The following is a 17,471-nucleotide window of genomic DNA, read 5'->3' as shown; positions in this document are numbered from 1 at the left end:
TGGCCTGAAAATCCAGACGCCCGCGCGATGCCTCGGCATTCAAACAAAAACAATGTGGAGACTACCTGGAATGAGCGATAGCGCATCTTCCATGCGGCGAGGTCTTAGTGCTCGCCATATTCGCTTCATGGCGCTCGGTTCCGCTATTGGCACCGGGTTGTTCTATGGATCCGCCTCGGCAATCAAGCTGGCTGGCCCATCGGTACTGCTGGCCTACATCATCGGTGGCATGGCCATCTACATGATGATGCGAGCCTTGGGTGAAATGGCCGTGCGCAATCCCGTATCGGGTTCTTTTGCTCACTACGCAACTCAGTACTTGGGGAGCTTTCCAGGTTTTCTGACTGGCTGGAGCTACGCATTTTCCATGCTGGTGGTATGCCTGGCAGATGTGACCGCCTTTGCTGTTTACATGAGTTATTGGTTTCCGGACACACCACGCTGGATCTGGGTCTTGGGCATCGTATTTTTCATCGGGGCTCTGAACCTGTGCAGCGTCAAAGTATTCGGCGAAATGGAGTTCTGGTTGTCGTTGCTGAAAGTCTCAGCTATTGCGTCGATGATCGTCGCCGGGTTGGCAGTTCTTGTTTTCGGCATTAAGTTGGGCTCTGCCAATGAAGTAACGACTGGTTTAAGCAATTTGTGGCAGCACGGTGGCTTTTTTCCCAACGGCGTGAGTGGAATGATCGCCTCTTTCACCGTCGTAATGTTTGCCTTTGGCGGCATAGAAATGATTGGTATCACTGCGGGGGAAGCCAAAAATCCGCAACAGGCCCTGCCGCGCGCGATTAACTCCGTGCCGCTGCGTATATTGATGTTCTACGTGCTTACTCTATTCGTTCTAATGACCATCTATCCTTGGCCAAAAATTGGCAGCGAGGGCAGTCCTTTCGTACAAATATTCAGCGGCTTAGGCATAAAGTCGGCCGCCACACTGCTGAACATCGTCGTCATTTCTGCGGCGCTATCGGCCATCAACAGTGATATTTTCGCCGCTGGGAGAATCATGTACGGCATGGCTCAGAGCGGCCAGGCACCCGCCAGCTTTTCCCGCCTGTCTCGATTCGGTGTGCCTTGGATGACTGTAATCGTCATGGCAACGGCCCTGCTGCTAGGTGTTCTGCTCAATTACCTGTTCCCGGAAAATCTCTTCATGATTTTGGCGTCCGTGGTGACGTTTTCGATAGTATGGGTATGGTTGATGATCCTTTTGTCCCAAGTAGCAATGCGGCGGAACATGACTCCAACTGAGGTTGAGGCACTGCATTTTCCCGTACCCTTCTGGCCTGTAGGCCCCGCCTGCGCAATCGTTTTCATGCTGTTCATTTTCTGTGTACTGGGTTGGTACCCTGAAACTCGCATGGCGCTCTATGTAGGGATAGGGTGGCTGGCACTGCTGTCGGCAGGCTATAAATTAGGGGTAGTACGTCCGAGAGGGACTCTGTTTAATCCGTCCAAACTGAAGCGCTCTTGAGCCCTACGAGCCAGTTACCTAAATGCTCAGACCCCGTCATTAGTGTCGAAATTAGAACATTTTTTGTTCTCCGGGTCGGTGGTGAGGCAATAGGATGCGCCCAGCTTGAAGTCAGCGGCTGCAAGGAAGATTTGGCCTGTCAATTTTAACTTATGAGGGACTAATTACTGACTCGCAAGGAATCGATACGCTAGAAATAATATGACTGCTTTTGGCCCAAAGCCGCTTCTATGAGTGGCAGCTTTGGGTCGATTGCGGTTATTGGAGAAGTATACGTAGTCAATCCAATACCCTTGCCCCAGTGGCACACGACGCACTCACTGCAGCCATCGGTTCTAAAGCGAAGGCTCGCAGATCCATTTACTCCATGCCAAAAGCTGCCTAACTCCTCAGGGTAAATGCCAGTTACTCCAGCTGGATTTCACCATGAAGACAACCTTTCCTTCCCTGCTGCTTGTCTGCCTGGTGTCGCTCGGTGCCGCCGCTCAAGACACGCCGGAGCGCTCAGATCTCGACCTGGTGCAGCGGCAGATTACTTCCATCGAACTGTTGGCCGACCGCGTAAGCACCGCCTCAGTCAGTACCGCTGAGGCCCGTTATCGCTTCGACTACCCGAGGTTAGCAGCGGACCTTGAGCGTGTGCGCCAAGGCATCCAAGAATACCTGTCACCTTCGCGTGCGCAGCCAGCCGATCTGGTCGAGCTGACCGGTGATTACCGTGCTGAAGTGCCTCAATCGAGTTCCCCCGATGAGCATGACTGACGCCCAACTCAGCGCGTTTTCTGCCGCGGCCGGGTTCACCCCGCAGCTCAGCTCGGTGCTGTGGCGCTCATCGGTGCTGGTGCTCGCATTGCTCTGGTGCACCTGGGCCCTGTGGACCGGCTACCGCGGCTGGGCGGCCGGCAACCTCAATTTCGGTGCGCTCGGCGGCAGCACGCTGCGCCTGGCCCTCGCCCTAATCGTGTTGATGTTTTTCATGCTGTCGTAATCAGGAGAACTTGCCATGAACATCTCCCGTCGTTGCCATCGCCCGCTTGCTCTGTTACGGGAATCCCGTTCACAAATCCTGTTCGGTGGCCTGGTGCTGCTGAGCTCGACGCTGGTTTGGGCTGATCTGCCGACCATGGAAGCGCCCTCCCGCGGCGAAGGGTCGGGACTGATCGACACCATCAAGAACTACGCCTACGACGGTGGCATCCTCCTCGGCCTATTGATCGCCACCCTCGCCTTCCTGGGTGTGGCCTGGCACTCACTCACCGTCTATGCCGACGTGCAGAACCAGCGCAAGACCTGGAAGGACCTCGGCGCCGTGGTCGGCGTCGGAGCCCTGCTGGTGGTGGTGATCCTCTGGTTCCTCACCAAAGCCGCGACGATCCTGTGAGGTCATCATGTCTGACGTCCCTACTACCCTGCCTGACGGCACGCTGACCTTCCTCCCTGAGCGCCTCAATCGTGACCCGGCCGTCTTGCGCGGACTCACCAACGATGAGATGTGGGTCGCGCTGATCGTGGGCGCCGGCCTGGGTGTGATCCTCGGTGCACCGCTGGCGGTGGCCACCGCCTCCATCGCTACCCTCCCCACCTGCATGTTCATTTGCATGGCTTTAGTGTTGCTGGGCGGCGGCAAGCTGATGCGCCGAGCCAAGCGCGCCCGTCCGGAAACCTGGGTGTACCGACGTCTGCAGTGGCACCTGGCGCTGCACTGGGGTGTCGGCACTCATCAGTTGATCCTGCACTCAGGCCCCTGGACCGTGCGCCGCACGCGTCGACATGCGAGGGCCACGCCATGAGCCGCTTTCGCAACAAGGTGGATGCGCAACAGGCGCATATCTTCAGCCTGCGTCTGGCCGTATCGATCCTAGCACTTCTGTGCTGCGGGCTTTGGTACGGCTGGCAGTCCTCGCCTTCTGAGCTGACCATTCACGTGCCGCCCGATCTGCGCTCTGGGAGTACGCGCAAGTGGTGGGATGTGCCCCCGGAAAACATCTACGCCTTCGCGCTGTACATCTTCGGCCAGCTCAACCGCTGGCCCACCGACGGCGAGGTTGACTACCACCGCGCCATCTTTGCCCTGCAACCCTACCTGACGCCGGCGTGCAAGACCTTTTTCGACGGCGACTTCGAGTACCGCAAGGCTGCAGGCGAACTGCGCGGCCGGGTGCGCGGCGTATATGAGGTGCTGGGCCGCGGATACAGCGACGACCCCGACCTGCGGGTGAAGCAGTTGGATAAGCACAGCTGGCTGGTGAAGCTCGACCTCAACGCCGACGAGTACTACGCCGCCGAGCCGGTGAAACGGGTGGTCGTGCGCTATCCGCTGCGCGTCGTGCGCTTCGACGTCGACCCCGAGCACAACAAGTGGGGCCTGGCCCTGGACTGCTACGAAGGCACACCGCAGAAACTGACGCTGCCTGGAGGTGCGGGATGATGCGTGTCTTGATCATGATTCTGGCGGTTGCCGCAGGCTGGTGTTCTGCAGTCGGCGCGGTCGAGGTCAAATACTGGGACCGCTTGCCGCTGGCCGTACCGCTTACGGTGGGCCAGGAGAGGGTCCTGATGCTGGATGAGGATGTTCGCGTGGGGGTGCCGGGCACGATCGCCGACAAGCTGCGTGTGCAGTCCGTCGGCGGCACCGTGTATCTGCGAGCCGCGGAAGCCCTGCCGCCTACCCGTCTGCAACTGCAGTCGGTGAAGTCAGGCGACATCATCCTGATCGACATCGAGGCACTTGAGGGCAGCGAGGCGCTGGAGCCGGTCAAGATCGTGGCCCAAGCCTCGACACCGGACGTGGAGGCTGCGAAGGAGGCGGCACCTGCGGCGACGCCGGTACCGGTGGTGCTCACGCGCTATGCGGCGCAGAACCTCTATGCGCCCCTGCGTACCGTGGCACCACTGCCCGGTGTGCGACGGGTGCCGCTGAGCGACGCTATTGCTTTCAGTTCGTTGCTGCCCACGGAGCGGGTTTCGATCAAGGCCCTCGCGGCCTGGCGGCTGGGCGACTACTGGGTGACGGCGGTAAAGATCGTGAACCGCGGTCCCGGCAAGGTCGCGCTGGACCCGCGTCACCTACAGGCCACGCTGTACGCCGCAACTTTCCAGCACGCGGACCTCGGTCTCGCCGGCACGCCTGAGGACACCACCGTGGCCTACCTCGTCACCCGTGGCGGCGACTTGAAGCACGCGCTGCTATTGCCCCCGCCAAAACCGGAGGCTGCCGATCATGAAAGCTAACGGCTTGCTGAAATGGTTGGTACCCGGAGTCCTGCTGGGCATCGTGCTGATCATCGTCAAATACTGGGTGGCCACGCCAGACGGCGAGCCTCCTCACGATCCGGACAAGGCCACGCTAACTGCAGAACAGGCCAAGGCCTTGGGCATAGCCGGCGACACCCCACGCGACACCGTGGCCACGCTGATCGGCCAGGTCAAGGCGATGCGCAGCGAGATGCAGACGCTGAAGAAAGGCAACGATGCACTGCAGACTGAGAACAACCGGATGCGCACGCGCGAAGGCAACATCGACACGCGCATCCAGAGCACGCTGAGCAGCGTCACCCAACAGGTCACCGAGCAGCGCCAGCAGGCCAACGATGCTCGGCAGAAGGCCGAGCAGCAGCATCGCGAGACCCAAGGGCTACTCTCCAGGCTCAAGGACCGGCTCACCGGCAAGCCAGCCACGAAGTCGGATGTTCCTGCGGGCTTCGGTCTTGAACCGGGCGACGAGCAGCAATTTGCAGGAGCTCAAGCACCGACAGATGCGGTGCAGTGGATCGAACCGTCGAATGCACGCGTCGGGCAAGAGGACACCGGCAAAGCCGACGGTCCGCTGTCGTCGTTGACCTCGAAGTTCAAGGACCTCCACGGCCTGGACAACAACGCCATCGACCGTGGCCAGGACCGCTTGCGCGCCGTCGCCAAAGACGAACGTGACCTGGAGAACGTTCAGGACCGTACCGAAGGTGCCCGGCCCGTCTACACGATCCCCGAGAATTCAACGCTGATGGGCTCGATCGCGATGACCGCGCTGATTGGCCGAGTACCAGTGGACGGCACCGTTAACGATCCCTATCCGTTCAAGGTGCTGGTGGGGCCGGACAATCTCACTGCCAACGGCATCGAGCTGCCGGACGTGGTTGGCGCGGTCATGAGCGGCACCGCCACGGGGGACTGGACGCTGTCCTGCGTGCGTGGTCAGGTCGAGTCGATCACCTTTGTCTTCGGCGACGGCACCGTCCGCACGGTGCCGCAGCCGCAGAAGGTCGTCAGCCGCAATCGCAGCAGCACCCAGACCTCGGACACCGAGAAGATCCGCGGCGGCCTGGGCTACATCTCCGACCCTTACGGCATTCCGTGCATTTCCGGCGAGCGCCGCTCCAACGCCCAGCAGTACCTGGGCAGCCAGAGCCTGATCACCGCAGCCGGCGCCGGCTTTGCTGCGGCATTGGGTAGCGAGCAGACCAACACCTCATTCATCAATTCGGCCAGCGGCAGCCTGGGTTTGACCCAGAACAGCGGCAACAGCGCGCTGAACTCGGTGATCAGCGGTGGCATTGGCGACATCCGTGAGTGGATCAACAAGCTCTACGGCGAAGCCTTCGCCGCCATCTACGTGCCCCCTGGAGCCAAGGTGGCTCTGCACCTGGACCACGAAATCAGCATCGATTACGAACCAAAAGGCCGGAGAGTGAACCATGAAAGCCCATCCGTCTCGGTACTGGATCTGGATTAGCCTGCTGCTCGGCCTGCTCCTGACCGGCTGCTCCACCAGCAAGGAAGAAATGCTGCTCCACGGTGATCACACCATGTTGGATATATGGAACGACGGTGGCTCGGTCGGTACTCAGCAACAGCTGCTGGAGGCGCGTGGCGAACTGCGTCGACCGGTGCTGGATCCCGAGCGCGTGATCAACGATCAGGGCGCGTACACGCGCACGGCGGCCAACGAGATCCGTGCCCAGTTCCCGCGTCTGCCCAACCCGGACCTGGTCATGTACGTCTACCCGCATCTGGCCGGCACCCAACAGACGCCGGTGCCTGGCTACTCGACCGTGTTCCCGTTGTACGAGAAGGTCCAGTATGCACTGCCCGGCGAGCGCCTGGACGATCTGTGATGGCCGATGACGCGAGTCGCGACCCGCCGCGCTGGCAGCCCTGGCGCGCAGCGCAACGTCGGCGCGCCACGCTGGCCGATGAGGCCGCCCAGTATGCGCACAACCCCAGCTTCGCCGACCACCTGCCATGGGTCGAGTATCTGGAAGAGGGACAGTGCTTTCTGCTTGATGACAACCGTTCCGTGGGCGCCGTGTTCGAGTTGCAGCCGATCGGCACCGAGGGCCGTGAGCCCGAGTGGCTAATGGCGGCACGCGACGCCCTCGAAGATGCGCTGCAGGACAGCTTCGACGAGCTCGATCAGGCGCCCTGGGTGGTGCAGTTCTTTTGCCAGGACGACAGTGACTTTGCCCCGTACCTTGAACGCCTGGAGCGCTATATCGCGCCGCGCGCGCGAGGTACGCCGTTCACCGAGGCTTTCCTCGCGTCGATGCAACGTCACCTCGACGCCGTCGGCAAACCGGGCGGGTTGTTCGACGACCATGTCGTGTCTCACCTGCCGTGGCGTGGCAGCAATCGGCGGCTCCGCCTGGTTGTCTATCGCTGGCTCGGGGAGCAGGCCGACGAGGACGGGCAGGGCCCGGTCCAACTGTTGAACCGCACCTGCGACCGCCTGGTGGCTTCGCTGCAGGCCTGCGGGGTCAGCCCTCGACGGTTGACCGGGCGTGACTTCTACGCCTGGTTGCTACCTTGGTTCAACCCGGCCCCTGCCCTCACCGGCGAATCCCCTGCCGCGTTCTATCGGCGCGTGCCCTATCGGGACGTGGATGACGGCGAGGAACTGCCGCTGCCGTTCGACCACGATTTCGCCGAGCGGCTGTTCTTTCAGGAACCGCGCTCCGATAGCGAACAAGGTCTGTGGTACTTCGACCAGCAGCCACACGCCGTGATGGTGGTCGACAAGCTGCGCAGGCCACCGCATATCGGCCAACTGACCGGCGAAACGCGCAAGGGCGAAGCCTTGAACGCCTTGTTTGATCAATTGCCCGAGCAGGCGGTGATGTGCCTGACTTTGGTGATAACTCCCCAGGATGTGCTCGAGGAGCAGCTCAACCGCCTGGCGCGCAAAGCCATCGGCGAGAACCTCGCCTCGACCCAAACCCGCCAGGACGTGGAAGAGGCCCGCGCGCTGATTGGGCGCCAACACAAACTGTACCGCGGCACCTTGGCGCTGTACCTGCGCGGTGCCGATGAACAGCAGCTACGCCAGCGTTCGGTCCAGGCCGCCAACGTCCTGCTCGGCGCCGGCCTGCAACCGGTGCGCGAGGGCGATGAAGTGGCCGCGTGCAACAGCTACCTGCGCTGGTTGCCGATGGTCTACAACCCGGCGCGGGACACGCACAATTGGTACACCCGGCTGCTGTTTGCCCAGCACGTCGCCAACCTGTTGCCCCTCTGGGGGCGCAGCATTGGTACCGGCAATCCGGGCATCACTTTCTTCAACCGCGGAGGTGCACCACTGTCGTTCGATCCGCTATCACGCTTCGACCGCTCGATGAACGGCCACCTGCTGTTGTTTGGCCCAACCGGCGCCGGCAAGTCGGCCACCCTGGTTTCAATCCTGATGCAGGTCATGGCCGTGTACCGGCCGCGACTGTTCATCGTCGAAGCGGGCAACTCCTTTGGCCTGCAGGGCGACTATTTCGCAACCCTCGGGCTGTCCGTCAACAAGGTTCAGCTCAAACCGGGCAGCGATGTGAGCCTGGCCCCGTTCGCCCATGCCCGGCGCCTGATCGAACATCCGGACCAAGTCGCCAGTCTGTTGACCGAAGACCTGGATGAGGCTGCTCCGGACAGCGACGAGCAACGCGACGTGCTGGGCGAGCTGGAGATCACCGCGCGGCTGATGATCACCGGCGGCGAAGCCAAGGAAGAGGCGCGCCTGACTCGCGCAGACCGCAGTCTGATCCGCGAGTGCATCCTCGACGCCGCCCGGCACTGCGCGGCGACTGAGCAGCAGGTGCTGACTCGCCATGTCCGCGACGCCCTACGTAAGGTCGCCAGCGATACCCACCTGCCCGACAAGCGCCGCGAGCGCGCGCAGGAGATGGCCGAGTCGATCGACCTGTTCTGCCAGGGTTTCGAAGGTGCATTGTTCGACCGGCCCGGCACACCCTGGCCGGAGAGTGACGTGACGATTGTCGACCTCGCCACGTACGCCCGGGAGGGTTACGAGGCGCAGATGTCCATCAGCTACATCAGCCTGATGAACACGGTGAACAACATCGCCGAGCGCGATCAGTACCTGGGGCGACCGATCATCATGGTCACCGACGAAGGACACATCATCACCAAGAACCCGCTGCTGGCCCCCTTTGTGGTCAAGGGCACGAAGATGTGGCGCAAGCTCGGTGCCTGGTTCTGGCTGGCAACGCAAAACATGGCCGACTTGCCCGATGCGGCGCAGACCATGCTCAACATGATTGAGTGGTGGATCTGCTTGAACATGCCGCCTGCGGAAATCGAGGAAATTGCCCGCTTCAAAAAACTCACGCCGGCGCAGAAGGCACTGCTGCTCTCCGCGAGCAAGGCCTCGGGCAAATACACCGAGGGCGTGGTCTTGTCGAAGAACTTGGAGACGCTGTTCCGCGCGGTGCCGCCGAGCCTGTACCTCGCCTTGGCTATGACCGAGCCCGAGGAAAAAGCCCAGCGCTGGCGATTGATGGAAGAGCATCAGCAGTCCGAGCTGGAGGCCGCCCTACAGGTCGCCGCAGAGATCGATCGTCTGCGCGGCATGTCGTGAACGACACCGTGATGGTAATTCGAGCCCCTCTGTTCAGCAAAAATCGACAAGGGCACATTTGTACTCCTCCGTCATTTTGCTTATCTCGCGCCGCTAAATCGAGCGCCCGACGAAACCGATCACATCGAACTCGGTTTGTCCGCCCTCCTCCCGCGTCGGATCCGGGATGCTGAGACTTGGCGCACGGATGCACACCGCTGCCACCTGCCGAGCGTTGCCCATGAACGTCACCGTCTTCACTCGAAGCAAAGCGCCGAAATCCAGAAAGGCTCGCCGTGGCCGTGCCTTCACCGCCGCTGCTCTGCTGATGGCCGCCGAGCAGTGTCTGGCATTGACCACGCCAACCCTCATCGCCTCCGTCTCTTCGCTGCAGTGCCTGGAATATCGGGTCGTCGGGATCTGCTACTGGCTGCTGTGCACACCATTCGGCTGCACGGTGCGAACCTCACCGAAGATCCGCCACTTCATTCCCGAGCTGGTGGTATCGAGCTATGCCGACACCGGCGCCAATCCCTGGAGCGAGATGTCGGCGCTGTCGACGCCGACGCCGGCGTCACAAGGGGGTGGCAACCTGATTACGCCCTCGCCGCAGCGCGACAACCTGCCCAGGTTCAAGAATGTCGACGGCATTGGCCATCCCGGCGGGGCAGCCCTCACAGCTCTCGCGCATACATTCGGTTATGCGTGCCCAAGCGGAGCCGTGCCGTTTGCGCCCTACTACCTCAGCACGCTCGACCCGTTGGCGTGGCGCCAGGCGATCCCCGAGTCCGTCTACCCACAGGCACTGGTCCCGGGGATGCGCGAGATCGGCAACCAGGCACTCGGAGACATGTGGGGCAGCGTGTATCCGCGACACGGCTTTCTGGTGCAGCCTGATGATTTCAAGGCGGCTGCCGTGATGGCCCAGCGCGCCAGCGACTTCATTACCCGCGTCGGCCAGCCGCACGTTTATCTACCGCTGCAGCCGATGCCGGCCCCCGGCTACTGGCCGCCGCAGCCGGTGATGGAGAACAACGTCAACAACCACCGCTGGCAGTTGCTGGTCCCGGTAATCCAGAACACCTGCGCCATCTTCCCCAGCCCAACGATCCAGAGCGCCGACGGCGCCTATGCCTGGTCGCTGTGGCGGCCCTACCGCTGCTGCCAGCGCATGGGTCAGACGTTTCTGTTCAGCATCGACTTTGATGGAGGCCAATGATGAAAAACCTCGCGCTCGGATTGGTGTGCTTCCTCATGTGTGCCGCAGGCCATGCTGCCGAGAACGGCTACCACCTCGGTGACCAGGCGCCGGTCCTGGATGACCGCGTGATGTACACCATCGGCGGCGGTTCCGCGGCAGGAGCGCCCTCCTCGCTTTACCGTCCAAACGGCCTCGGCGTCGGCATGTCCTGGCGGGCCAACATGATGTGCGGAAACATGAACCTCTCGAACACCCTGCAGAACCAGCTCAATGGTGCCACCCAGGGCTTCCAGCAGATCATGGGCAACGTCATCCAAAACGCCACACAAGCGGTGATGTCGCTGCCGGCGATGATCATCCAGCGCGCCAACCCTGGGCTGTATGAGCTGCTGAGCAATGGCGTGCTGCAGGGACGCATCGACTTCGATCGTTCCAAGCTCACCTGCCAGGCGATGGCGGCAAAAATGGCCGACAAGGTCGACCAGGCCGGATGGGGTGCGCTGGCCCAGAACCAGGAGATGCAGCACAACCTCGAGCAGTCCGGCGGCGATGCCGTAATGGCGGTGAAGGATACCGAGTCGAACAACGGCAACAACGGCGTCAGCTGGGTCGGTGGGCAGAAAGCTGGCGGCAACGGTCAGCAACCCATCCGGGTGACCTCGGATGTGGTCAAGGCAGGCTACAACCTGCTGCATAACCGATCCGTCGAGGACACCTCCGCCCTCGGTTCGGCTTGCCAGTATGGCGCCATCTGCCAAGCTTGGTCGAGCCCCGAGGAGGCCTCGGAATGGGCGACACGGGTGCTCGGTGAAACCGAGGTGGAAACCTGCGATGACTGCGAGACGCTGCGTGTAACCGCCGGTACGGGCCTGTCGCCGCTGATCCAGGAAACCTACACAGAACACGTGGAAGGCTTGCAGCGCATGGTCTCGGGCGCCGACCAGCCTACCCCAGAGAATCTCAGTAAGGTCTCCAGCCCCTTGTTGCAGGTCTCGCGCGGCGTCATCGAGGGGCTGCGCGATGATCCCGACCAGAACTTGCTGGCCCGGCGCCTCGCCAGTGAGACCGCGCTGTCCAGCGTGATCTACAAGGCGATGCTGCTGCAGCGCACGCTGTTCGCCGGCAGCCATGAGCCGAACGTGGCTTCGGCGCAGCCCGCCACTACCGCCCTCAACAGCAACGTCGAAACCCTGGAACGAGAGATCCGCCTGCTGGAAACCGAGCTGCAGGTACGCCAGTCGCTGGCCACCAATACCGCCAGCCTGGTTCTTGATCGCCACGCCGGCGGTGCCGACGCCTCGCGCAGCATCGATCAGCGCGACCCGATGCCGGACCGACTGCGCCGGGCTGAACAGGAAAGGAGCAAGCCATGATGCCGATTTCAGTGAGGTCCATGATCGCCCACATGCTGCTGATCCTTGGCACCATGCTGATCATGTTGCTGATTGCCTGGATGGCACTACAACTGCCCGCCGCCCAACTGGATTGGCTCGCACCAACGCGGGCGACTGCCGCCTACTTCGCGTGGTGGCGCGCCCTGCTGTACACCCTGATCTTCACCGGTTGGGCCGCCGCGTTGCGCATACGGCCTGCGCCTGTGAACCAGCAAAGACTAAAGCGCCTGGGATTGATCGGCTTCAGCTCGATCATCCTGGTCGAACTCTCACGCGTCTGAGGTGCAGCCATGAACATGAGCACCAACAGCTACCTCGAGTATTACCTGTCGCTGCTGGCGTGGATCATCAACAACGGCATCTGGAACACGCTGGCGGACACCGGACTGTTCGCCGCGCCGTTTGGGGCGATCATCCTGCAGGAGTGGTTATCCGCCCGCCAACAGGGCGCCGACGAGGGCAACAAGGGCTTGCTGTCGATCCCCCGCGTCGAGAACCGGTTGTGGATGAGCTACGTTGTCATCCTGTTTGGCTGCATGCCGTTTTTCCCGTTGAACCTCTCCTCCGTGACCTTCGACGATGCGGCGAGCCAGCGCTGTGGGGTATCGATGGCCAAGCCCGCCGACACGGCCTGGGGCATGACCTTCAACACCATCGGCGAGAAATCCGCCAACGTGCCGGTGTGGTGGTACCTGGTGCATGCCATGAGCAAAGGCATCACCGCTGCAGCCACTGCGTCCATCCCCTGCGCACCCGACATCCGCGCGATGCGCTTGGAGATAGACAGCTCGCGGATCAACGACCAGGTGCTGCTGCAGGAAGTTGCCGACTTCACTCGCGACTGCTACGGCTTTTCGCGCTCGCGACTGTTTACCAACCGCCCTGAGTTGGACGAGTCGCAGAGCTACGATGCGTCCTGGATTGGGTCGACGTATCTTCTCGACACACCGGGCTATTACGACACAGATCGCTCGCGCACGCCCCGGGTTGATTGGCCATATGACGAGACGCGTGATACCTCCCTGCCTCGGTTGGATAACGGCGCGGGCTACCCGACCTGCAAGCAGTGGTGGAGCGATGCGACGGTGGGCTTGCGCGATCGGTTGGTCGCCGAGGTCGATCCCAATCTGCTCACGCAGTTGCGCGGCTGGCTGACCGGGCGCACCTCTGCCGAAATCGAAGACGCTACCCTGCGAGAACTGGTGAGCCCTCGGCAGCAGTCATTGAGCATGGCGCCTGGTCAGGTGTTCCAGGACTACGGTAGTAGTGCCCGAGGCGGCTCATTGACACAGGGGCTCAACAACCTCGCCACCAACACCGGCCTGGCCTTGGGCTCGTTCAGCAACTTCCCGGCAATGAATGCGCTACGCGCTGCTCTGCCAATGGTGCAGGCCTTCCTGATCATGGGCACGATCATCAGCCTGCCGCTGGTGCTGCTGATCAGCACCTATCAGCTCAAAGCGCTGATGACGATCACCTTCGCGCTGTTCACCCTGCATATGCTGACGTTTTGGTGGGAGCTCGCCCGCTGGATCGACTCGAGCATGCTCGACACGCTGTACCACCAGGTCTCTGTCACGGACCAGGCGCTTTTAACATTACCAACGGCAGGGTTCATGGATGGGACGGTCACCGCGCAGGTGATCGAGTACGTGATGGGGGCGATGTTTTTGGTGCTCCCAATGTTCTTTCTGGGAACCATGAGTTGGGCGGGGTACAACGTTGGCAGCAACGCTCAGAGCCTTCTTACTCAAGGTGCAGAGAGTGCCAAACTCCAAGCTGGGAAGGGAACATCACAAGTTGTTGGAGGCGTACAAAAGCTCAAGTAATCAGTTAACGAAGTGATCCGTCTTCGTCGTACATTTCTGGATACTTGAAACGATGCTGAGGATGGCTAACCTCGAATACATCGGGCTCATCATCATTCGCTTCAATAGGCAGCGCGGCAAACGCCCATAGGGCTACCATTCCGACCGCCAGGAAGGATGCAACTGATGCGACAGCAAGCAAAAGAATCACCTTAACAATCTGCATACCGAGCCGGCGATACCCAAACGGAACGCTCGCCAATATCGGTGAATGCAGCACGCTGGCTTCTAGCTGATTCACCAATCGACCCGCGCGAGTTGCGGCACGAATCAAATACTTGCCGAAAGAAGTACGGCTGGGGTTTGAAGACGCTGGGGTCGCCATTTTCCTACCTCCATTTACTTCACCGCACGTGCAGTCAAACCGCTTAAAAACTTGGATCCAAGCCTTAGCTTACTCCTCTCCTGCGGATTTCCATGACCGTTGATCACTTGGTTTACGCTGCTGATCGCCAGTGGTACTGCATGGATGGATGCAGTGACACTCTTCTGAAAATCACCATTGACGTTATGCCGACCCGCTTGATAAACCGGACTGGCAAGCGCTGGAAAACCAGCACCCCAGGTGGCCACAACCTTCAAGGCCACGTCACTCCCGTGATGGTTGTCCCAAGGGCGATTAGCGTTCGGTGGCTCGCCCTGTTACCGCTCCCGCGGTGACGAGCGCTCTTTCACATCTGCCTCACGGAGCCCTGCTCCGTTGAAGCTCCTTTTCCATTTCCGTGCTGGGAATTCTTCCCGCATGGGTGGCATTCCTCCGCACTGCCTGGAGGAACTTACCATGTTGCGCTTCACAGGAACTGAACTTCACGCCGTCTTGACCGAAGCGGCCGTCATCGGCTGCCGAGTCGTCTTGGTCAAAGACCACGGTGTCTACCTCATGTCCGAGTTCGGTGAAAGCAAACCCGACGGAGGTAGCCGCAAACACATCGCCTACGCCATGGGCTGCAATCCTAACGTCGACGACTTCGACGCTTGGTGGAATCGCGCACGCAGTGAATTCGGTGGCGACGATTTTGCCGAGTACTTCGACCTTGATGATCCGGTTCTGGAAAGCCTACGCGGCACCAACGGGTCGCTGGTAGTTGAAGCCACATCCACGCACCTGTACATCGCTGCCGAGATTGCCCGCTCCGGGAAATCCTGAATGCTCTCGCAACACCCGCGATGTCCCAGGGATGCACGAGCTAGTGCCTCTCTGGGATATCGCCCAATTCAATCTTTACGCCGACAGCAGCCGTTCATCTGGACCTTTCGAATGGAAAGCCTTTGCTGGAAACGGGTGGAAACTTGCCTTGCTGGGTGCCCTATATCGGGTATTGATCCCACAGACAAAAGCGTTTTAATGCCTGAACACGCCCACTCCACAGTGTGAATCGTGGCGATAGGACTTCATCGAGTTGTTCATGAAGCCATCGCTCAATCAGCTCTCAGGAGGCACCAGTGTCCAGGAAGAACCGCTCCTTACCCGCCATTGTCCTGAGCCCAGGGGTATGGCAATTCATCGCCGAGGTTGGTACGGCTACTGACTCAGTTGAGCAATCAGGACAGCGTTTGCAGGCCGTACTGGGCATTGCTCTGGCTTCGGTAGATCACCACTTGCGCCAGTCGCTCGAGTTGCTACTCGATCAAGCTTCCCAGCGCAAATCACGCCCCTCGGCGGCAGCAACTCAGTTTCAGGTAACTCACATCACGCCAGAGACTGGCCTTGTTTTTCTGCACATCAGGTTGCCACATGAGATCGGTGTGGACATCTCATCGGCTTGAACGCCCACCCTACCATTGTCCACTTACCCCACCGGGAACCCTTCCCGGCCGGGCAGCGTTCCCCTTTTTGACTGGAGAACGTCATGTCCGATATCTACCTGGACGTCACCAACAAGATTGTCAGTGCCCTGAGCCAAGGGGTCATCCCCTGGATCAAACCCTGGACCACATCAGGCTCAAGTGCTGACGCACCTTTCCCCATCAACGCGATCACCCGGCGCCCCTACGCCGGCATCAATATTCCACTGCTATGGGCCGAAGCCCGCCTGCGCGGGTACCGCCAGGATCGCTGGCTCACCTACAACCAAACCCGCAAAGCCGGTGGTCATGTGCGCAAAGGCGAACAATCGACCCTCGCGGTGCTGTACAAGCCCATGAGCAAGGAAGCACACGACGAAGACGGTCAGGTCGTCCGTGATGAGCAAGGTAACGTCAAGATGGTGCAGTTCGCACTGCTACGGACGCATTGCCTGTTCAACATCGAGCAGACTGAGGGACTTCCCAACGAAGAGCAGTCACATGATGAGAGTCAAGATCCGGTGGCGTTCGTCGATCATGCACCTGCCGAGCGACTGTTGGCCGCCAGCGGCGCACGCATCGAGCATCGCTACGGTGATTCCGCGTTTTATCTACCGATCCGGGATCTCATTCAATTGCCCACCAAGGCCCAGTTCGTGGACGTCGGCAGCTACTACGCGACCGCGCTGCATGAGCTGACGCACTGGTCGGGTCACCACGCCCGCCTCAACCGAGAAGGCATCACAGGCGGGCACGCGTTTGGCTCTGCAGCCTACGCTTTCGAGGAGTTGGTCGCGGAGATGGGCGCGGCATTTCTCTGCGCCCTCACCGGCACCCAGGGCGAGCTGCGCCATGAGGAGTATTTGGCGTCTTGGTTGAACATCCTCAAGGAAGATAAGCGGGCCATCTTCCGCGCCAGCGGTCAGGCACGTGAGGCGTCCGAGTACCTAGTGGCGCTGCAGTCGGATCACGCCAGCGAGACCACCGAACGGCTCACGGCGTGACTTTTTACCTTAAACAGAAAGGCCCCAACCGGGGCCTTTGTTTTAGCTGCAACGCCGACCATCGGCCGCTGCAATTGAGCAAGCGATTACTGCAGCCAGCTCTCGACGACATCCGAGCCGTGCTCTTGCTTCCACTGCTTGAGGATCTTGTGGTTGCCGCCCTTGGTTTCGACGATCTCGCCGCTGTGCGGGTGCTTGTAGCGCTTGACCTCACGCGGCTTACGCTGAGCACCGGTGGAGGTGCTCGAAGTACTCACGCTTACGCCCTTGGACGGGTCGAGAATGGTGATGACCTGGCGCAGGTTCATGCCGTACTGATCCAGCAAGGCCTTGAGCTTTTGTTCAAACTCGATTTCCTGCTTCAGGCCGGAATCGTTTTTCATCGCGTCCAGTTGTTGAAGTTGAGCAGCCAGTTGAGCTTCTAGTGCTTTGAATTCGGCAAGTTTGGACATGTGAAATCTTTCCTAGGATTGGGGCATGTGTGACGATATTACCTGAGGCACAAGTACTAGCCGAGCGTTAATTTGCTCTTCAGCTAACTTTTCATCCTTCAAAATGCGCACATACCTATGTGACTAATCAGTCCGGCAAGAACAGGCAAAGGTGGCCGACTAGTTCACGAGGTGCGGCACTATTGCCGATCTTGAACAGCATGTCGCGCTGACTGCGCGGCAGCTTTTTCGCGCAACGCGTGGCGGCTGATCGAATGGCAGCATCGGTACCATGAATCCGGTCAGCCAGTAGCACGATCAAAACGGCATCGCTCAACGTCATCAGGCCACATTCCTCGAATCAATGGCGGACAGTCTACCTCCCAGGAAAAGGACAGGCCATTCCGGTCCAGTATGTAAACCGATGCGCCAGGCTTCGGATTGTCGTGCTCGCGAAACGGACCAAGGGGGTAAAGGGTAACG

22 protein-coding genes are annotated in these 17,471 nt (G+C 60.5%); 17 read left to right on the top strand and 5 right to left on the bottom strand.

Annotated features, from left to right (window positions below):
- The first annotated feature begins 70 nt into the window (after positions 1-70).
- The 10 genes from ACNFHO_RS00830 to ACNFHO_RS00785 all read left to right on the top strand — a co-directional run bounded on the left by ACNFHO_RS00830 (position 71) and on the right by ACNFHO_RS00785 (position 9,326).
- Positions 71-1,474, top strand: coding sequence for an amino acid permease (locus ACNFHO_RS00830; protein WP_019099014.1), 1,404 nt, complete (start codon positions 71-73; stop codon positions 1,472-1,474).
- A gap of 426 nt (positions 1,475-1,900) precedes the next feature.
- Positions 1,901-2,236: an RAQPRD family integrative conjugative element protein gene (locus tag ACNFHO_RS00825; RefSeq protein WP_064492714.1), complete on the top strand. Its 336-nt coding sequence runs from the start codon at positions 1,901-1,903 to the stop codon at positions 2,234-2,236.
- Positions 2,223-2,462, top strand: coding sequence for a TIGR03758 family integrating conjugative element protein (locus ACNFHO_RS00820; RefSeq protein ID WP_064492715.1), 240 nt, complete (start codon positions 2,223-2,225; stop codon positions 2,460-2,462). The genes ACNFHO_RS00825 and ACNFHO_RS00820 overlap by 14 nt, the downstream gene beginning before the upstream one ends.
- Before the next feature lie 15 nt (positions 2,463-2,477).
- Positions 2,478-2,855, top strand: coding sequence for a TIGR03745 family integrating conjugative element membrane protein (locus tag ACNFHO_RS00815; RefSeq protein ID WP_064492716.1), 378 nt, complete (start codon positions 2,478-2,480; stop codon positions 2,853-2,855).
- Positions 2,856-2,862: 7 nt separating this feature from the next.
- Positions 2,863-3,264 carry a TIGR03750 family conjugal transfer protein gene (locus ACNFHO_RS00810; RefSeq protein ID WP_064492717.1) on the top strand — a complete coding sequence of 134 codons (402 nt, stop codon included), beginning with the start codon at positions 2,863-2,865 and terminating at the stop codon, positions 3,262-3,264.
- On the top strand, positions 3,261-3,902 hold the full coding sequence (locus ACNFHO_RS00805) for a PFL_4703 family integrating conjugative element protein (protein ID WP_064492718.1): 642 nt from the start codon (positions 3,261-3,263) through the stop codon (positions 3,900-3,902). The genes ACNFHO_RS00810 and ACNFHO_RS00805 overlap by 4 nt, the downstream gene beginning before the upstream one ends.
- Positions 3,899-4,705: a TIGR03749 family integrating conjugative element protein gene (locus ACNFHO_RS00800; RefSeq protein ID WP_416764818.1), complete on the top strand. Its 807-nt coding sequence runs from the start codon at positions 3,899-3,901 to the stop codon at positions 4,703-4,705. Before ACNFHO_RS00805 ends, ACNFHO_RS00800 begins: the two co-directional genes overlap by 4 nt.
- Complete coding sequence (locus ACNFHO_RS00795) at positions 4,695-6,203, top strand: TIGR03752 family integrating conjugative element protein (RefSeq protein WP_416764817.1); 1,509 nt, start codon at positions 4,695-4,697, stop codon at positions 6,201-6,203. The genes ACNFHO_RS00800 and ACNFHO_RS00795 overlap by 11 nt, the downstream gene beginning before the upstream one ends.
- Positions 6,166-6,585 (top strand): TIGR03751 family conjugal transfer lipoprotein, encoded by a 420-nt coding sequence (locus ACNFHO_RS00790; protein ID WP_064492721.1) that lies wholly within the window; start codon positions 6,166-6,168, stop codon positions 6,583-6,585. The genes ACNFHO_RS00795 and ACNFHO_RS00790 overlap by 38 nt, the downstream gene beginning before the upstream one ends.
- Entirely contained in the window at positions 6,585-9,326 is a 2,742-nt protein-coding gene (locus ACNFHO_RS00785; RefSeq protein ID WP_064492722.1) for a conjugative transfer ATPase, read from the top strand. Before ACNFHO_RS00790 ends, ACNFHO_RS00785 begins: the two co-directional genes overlap by 1 nt.
- Before the next feature lie 93 nt (positions 9,327-9,419).
- On the opposite strand, the gene ACNFHO_RS00780 is transcribed toward ACNFHO_RS00785, so the two are convergent.
- Entirely contained in the window at positions 9,420-9,548 is a 129-nt protein-coding gene (locus tag ACNFHO_RS00780) for a hypothetical protein (protein ID WP_416764815.1), read from the bottom strand.
- Between ACNFHO_RS00780 and ACNFHO_RS00775 the strand changes: the two genes are divergently transcribed.
- Genes ACNFHO_RS00775 through ACNFHO_RS00760 form a run of 4 tightly spaced genes read left to right on the top strand, consistent with a single transcriptional unit; the run spans position 9,547 to position 13,729 of the window.
- Positions 9,547-10,524, top strand: a complete 978-nt coding sequence (locus ACNFHO_RS00775; protein ID WP_064492723.1) for a TIGR03756 family integrating conjugative element protein — start codon at positions 9,547-9,549, stop codon at positions 10,522-10,524. The two genes, ACNFHO_RS00780 and ACNFHO_RS00775, sit on opposite strands and share 2 nt — an antisense overlap.
- On the top strand, positions 10,524-11,879 hold the full coding sequence (locus tag ACNFHO_RS00770) for an integrating conjugative element protein (RefSeq protein WP_416764813.1): 1,356 nt from the start codon (positions 10,524-10,526) through the stop codon (positions 11,877-11,879). Before ACNFHO_RS00775 ends, ACNFHO_RS00770 begins: the two co-directional genes overlap by 1 nt.
- Positions 11,876-12,181: a hypothetical protein gene (locus ACNFHO_RS00765; RefSeq protein ID WP_416764811.1), complete on the top strand. Its 306-nt coding sequence runs from the start codon at positions 11,876-11,878 to the stop codon at positions 12,179-12,181. Before ACNFHO_RS00770 ends, ACNFHO_RS00765 begins: the two co-directional genes overlap by 4 nt.
- Positions 12,182-12,190: 9 nt before the next feature.
- Positions 12,191-13,729: a conjugal transfer protein TraG N-terminal domain-containing protein gene (locus ACNFHO_RS00760; RefSeq protein ID WP_416764810.1), complete on the top strand. Its 1,539-nt coding sequence runs from the start codon at positions 12,191-12,193 to the stop codon at positions 13,727-13,729.
- Between the two features lie 4 nt (positions 13,730-13,733).
- Here the strand turns inward: ACNFHO_RS00760 and ACNFHO_RS00755 are convergent, their stop codons facing one another.
- Together ACNFHO_RS00755 and ACNFHO_RS00750 are read right to left on the bottom strand one after the other, a co-directional pair.
- Entirely contained in the window at positions 13,734-14,093 is a 360-nt protein-coding gene (locus ACNFHO_RS00755) for a hypothetical protein (protein ID WP_416764809.1), read from the bottom strand.
- A 14-nt stretch (positions 14,094-14,107) separates the two neighbouring features.
- A complete protein-coding gene (locus tag ACNFHO_RS00750) occupies positions 14,108-14,356 on the bottom strand; it encodes a hypothetical protein (RefSeq protein WP_416764808.1) in 249 nt (82 codons plus the stop codon).
- 193 nt (positions 14,357-14,549) lie between these two features.
- Between ACNFHO_RS00750 and ACNFHO_RS00745 the strand changes: the two genes are divergently transcribed.
- The 3 genes from ACNFHO_RS00745 (at position 14,550) to ACNFHO_RS00735 (ending at position 16,557) form a co-directional block, all read left to right on the top strand.
- On the top strand, positions 14,550-14,915 hold the full coding sequence (locus tag ACNFHO_RS00745; protein ID WP_416764806.1) for a DUF3085 domain-containing protein: 366 nt from the start codon (positions 14,550-14,552) through the stop codon (positions 14,913-14,915).
- A gap of 296 nt (positions 14,916-15,211) precedes the next feature.
- Entirely contained in the window at positions 15,212-15,535 is a 324-nt protein-coding gene (locus ACNFHO_RS00740; RefSeq protein ID WP_416764805.1) for a hypothetical protein, read from the top strand.
- Between the two features lie 83 nt (positions 15,536-15,618).
- Positions 15,619-16,557 (top strand): ArdC family protein, encoded by a 939-nt coding sequence (locus ACNFHO_RS00735; RefSeq protein WP_416764803.1) that lies wholly within the window; start codon positions 15,619-15,621, stop codon positions 16,555-16,557.
- An 86-nt stretch (positions 16,558-16,643) separates the two neighbouring features.
- Here ACNFHO_RS00735 and ACNFHO_RS00730 read toward each other — a convergent pair whose 3' ends face one another.
- Positions 16,644-17,009 (bottom strand): histone-like nucleoid-structuring protein, MvaT/MvaU family, encoded by a 366-nt coding sequence (locus ACNFHO_RS00730; RefSeq protein WP_416764801.1) that lies wholly within the window; start codon positions 17,007-17,009, stop codon positions 16,644-16,646.
- 127 nt (positions 17,010-17,136) lie between these two features.
- Positions 17,137-17,331, bottom strand: a complete 195-nt coding sequence (locus ACNFHO_RS00725) for a hypothetical protein (RefSeq protein WP_416764800.1) — start codon at positions 17,329-17,331, stop codon at positions 17,137-17,139.
- Positions 17,332-17,471 lie beyond the last annotated feature (140 nt).

Origin of the sequence: Pseudomonas sp. NY15374, assembly GCF_048068255.1 — a bacterium.
Lineage (GTDB): Bacteria > Pseudomonadota > Gammaproteobacteria > Pseudomonadales > Pseudomonadaceae > Aquipseudomonas > Aquipseudomonas machongensis.
This window is presented reverse-complemented; position numbering and strand designations above follow the sequence as displayed.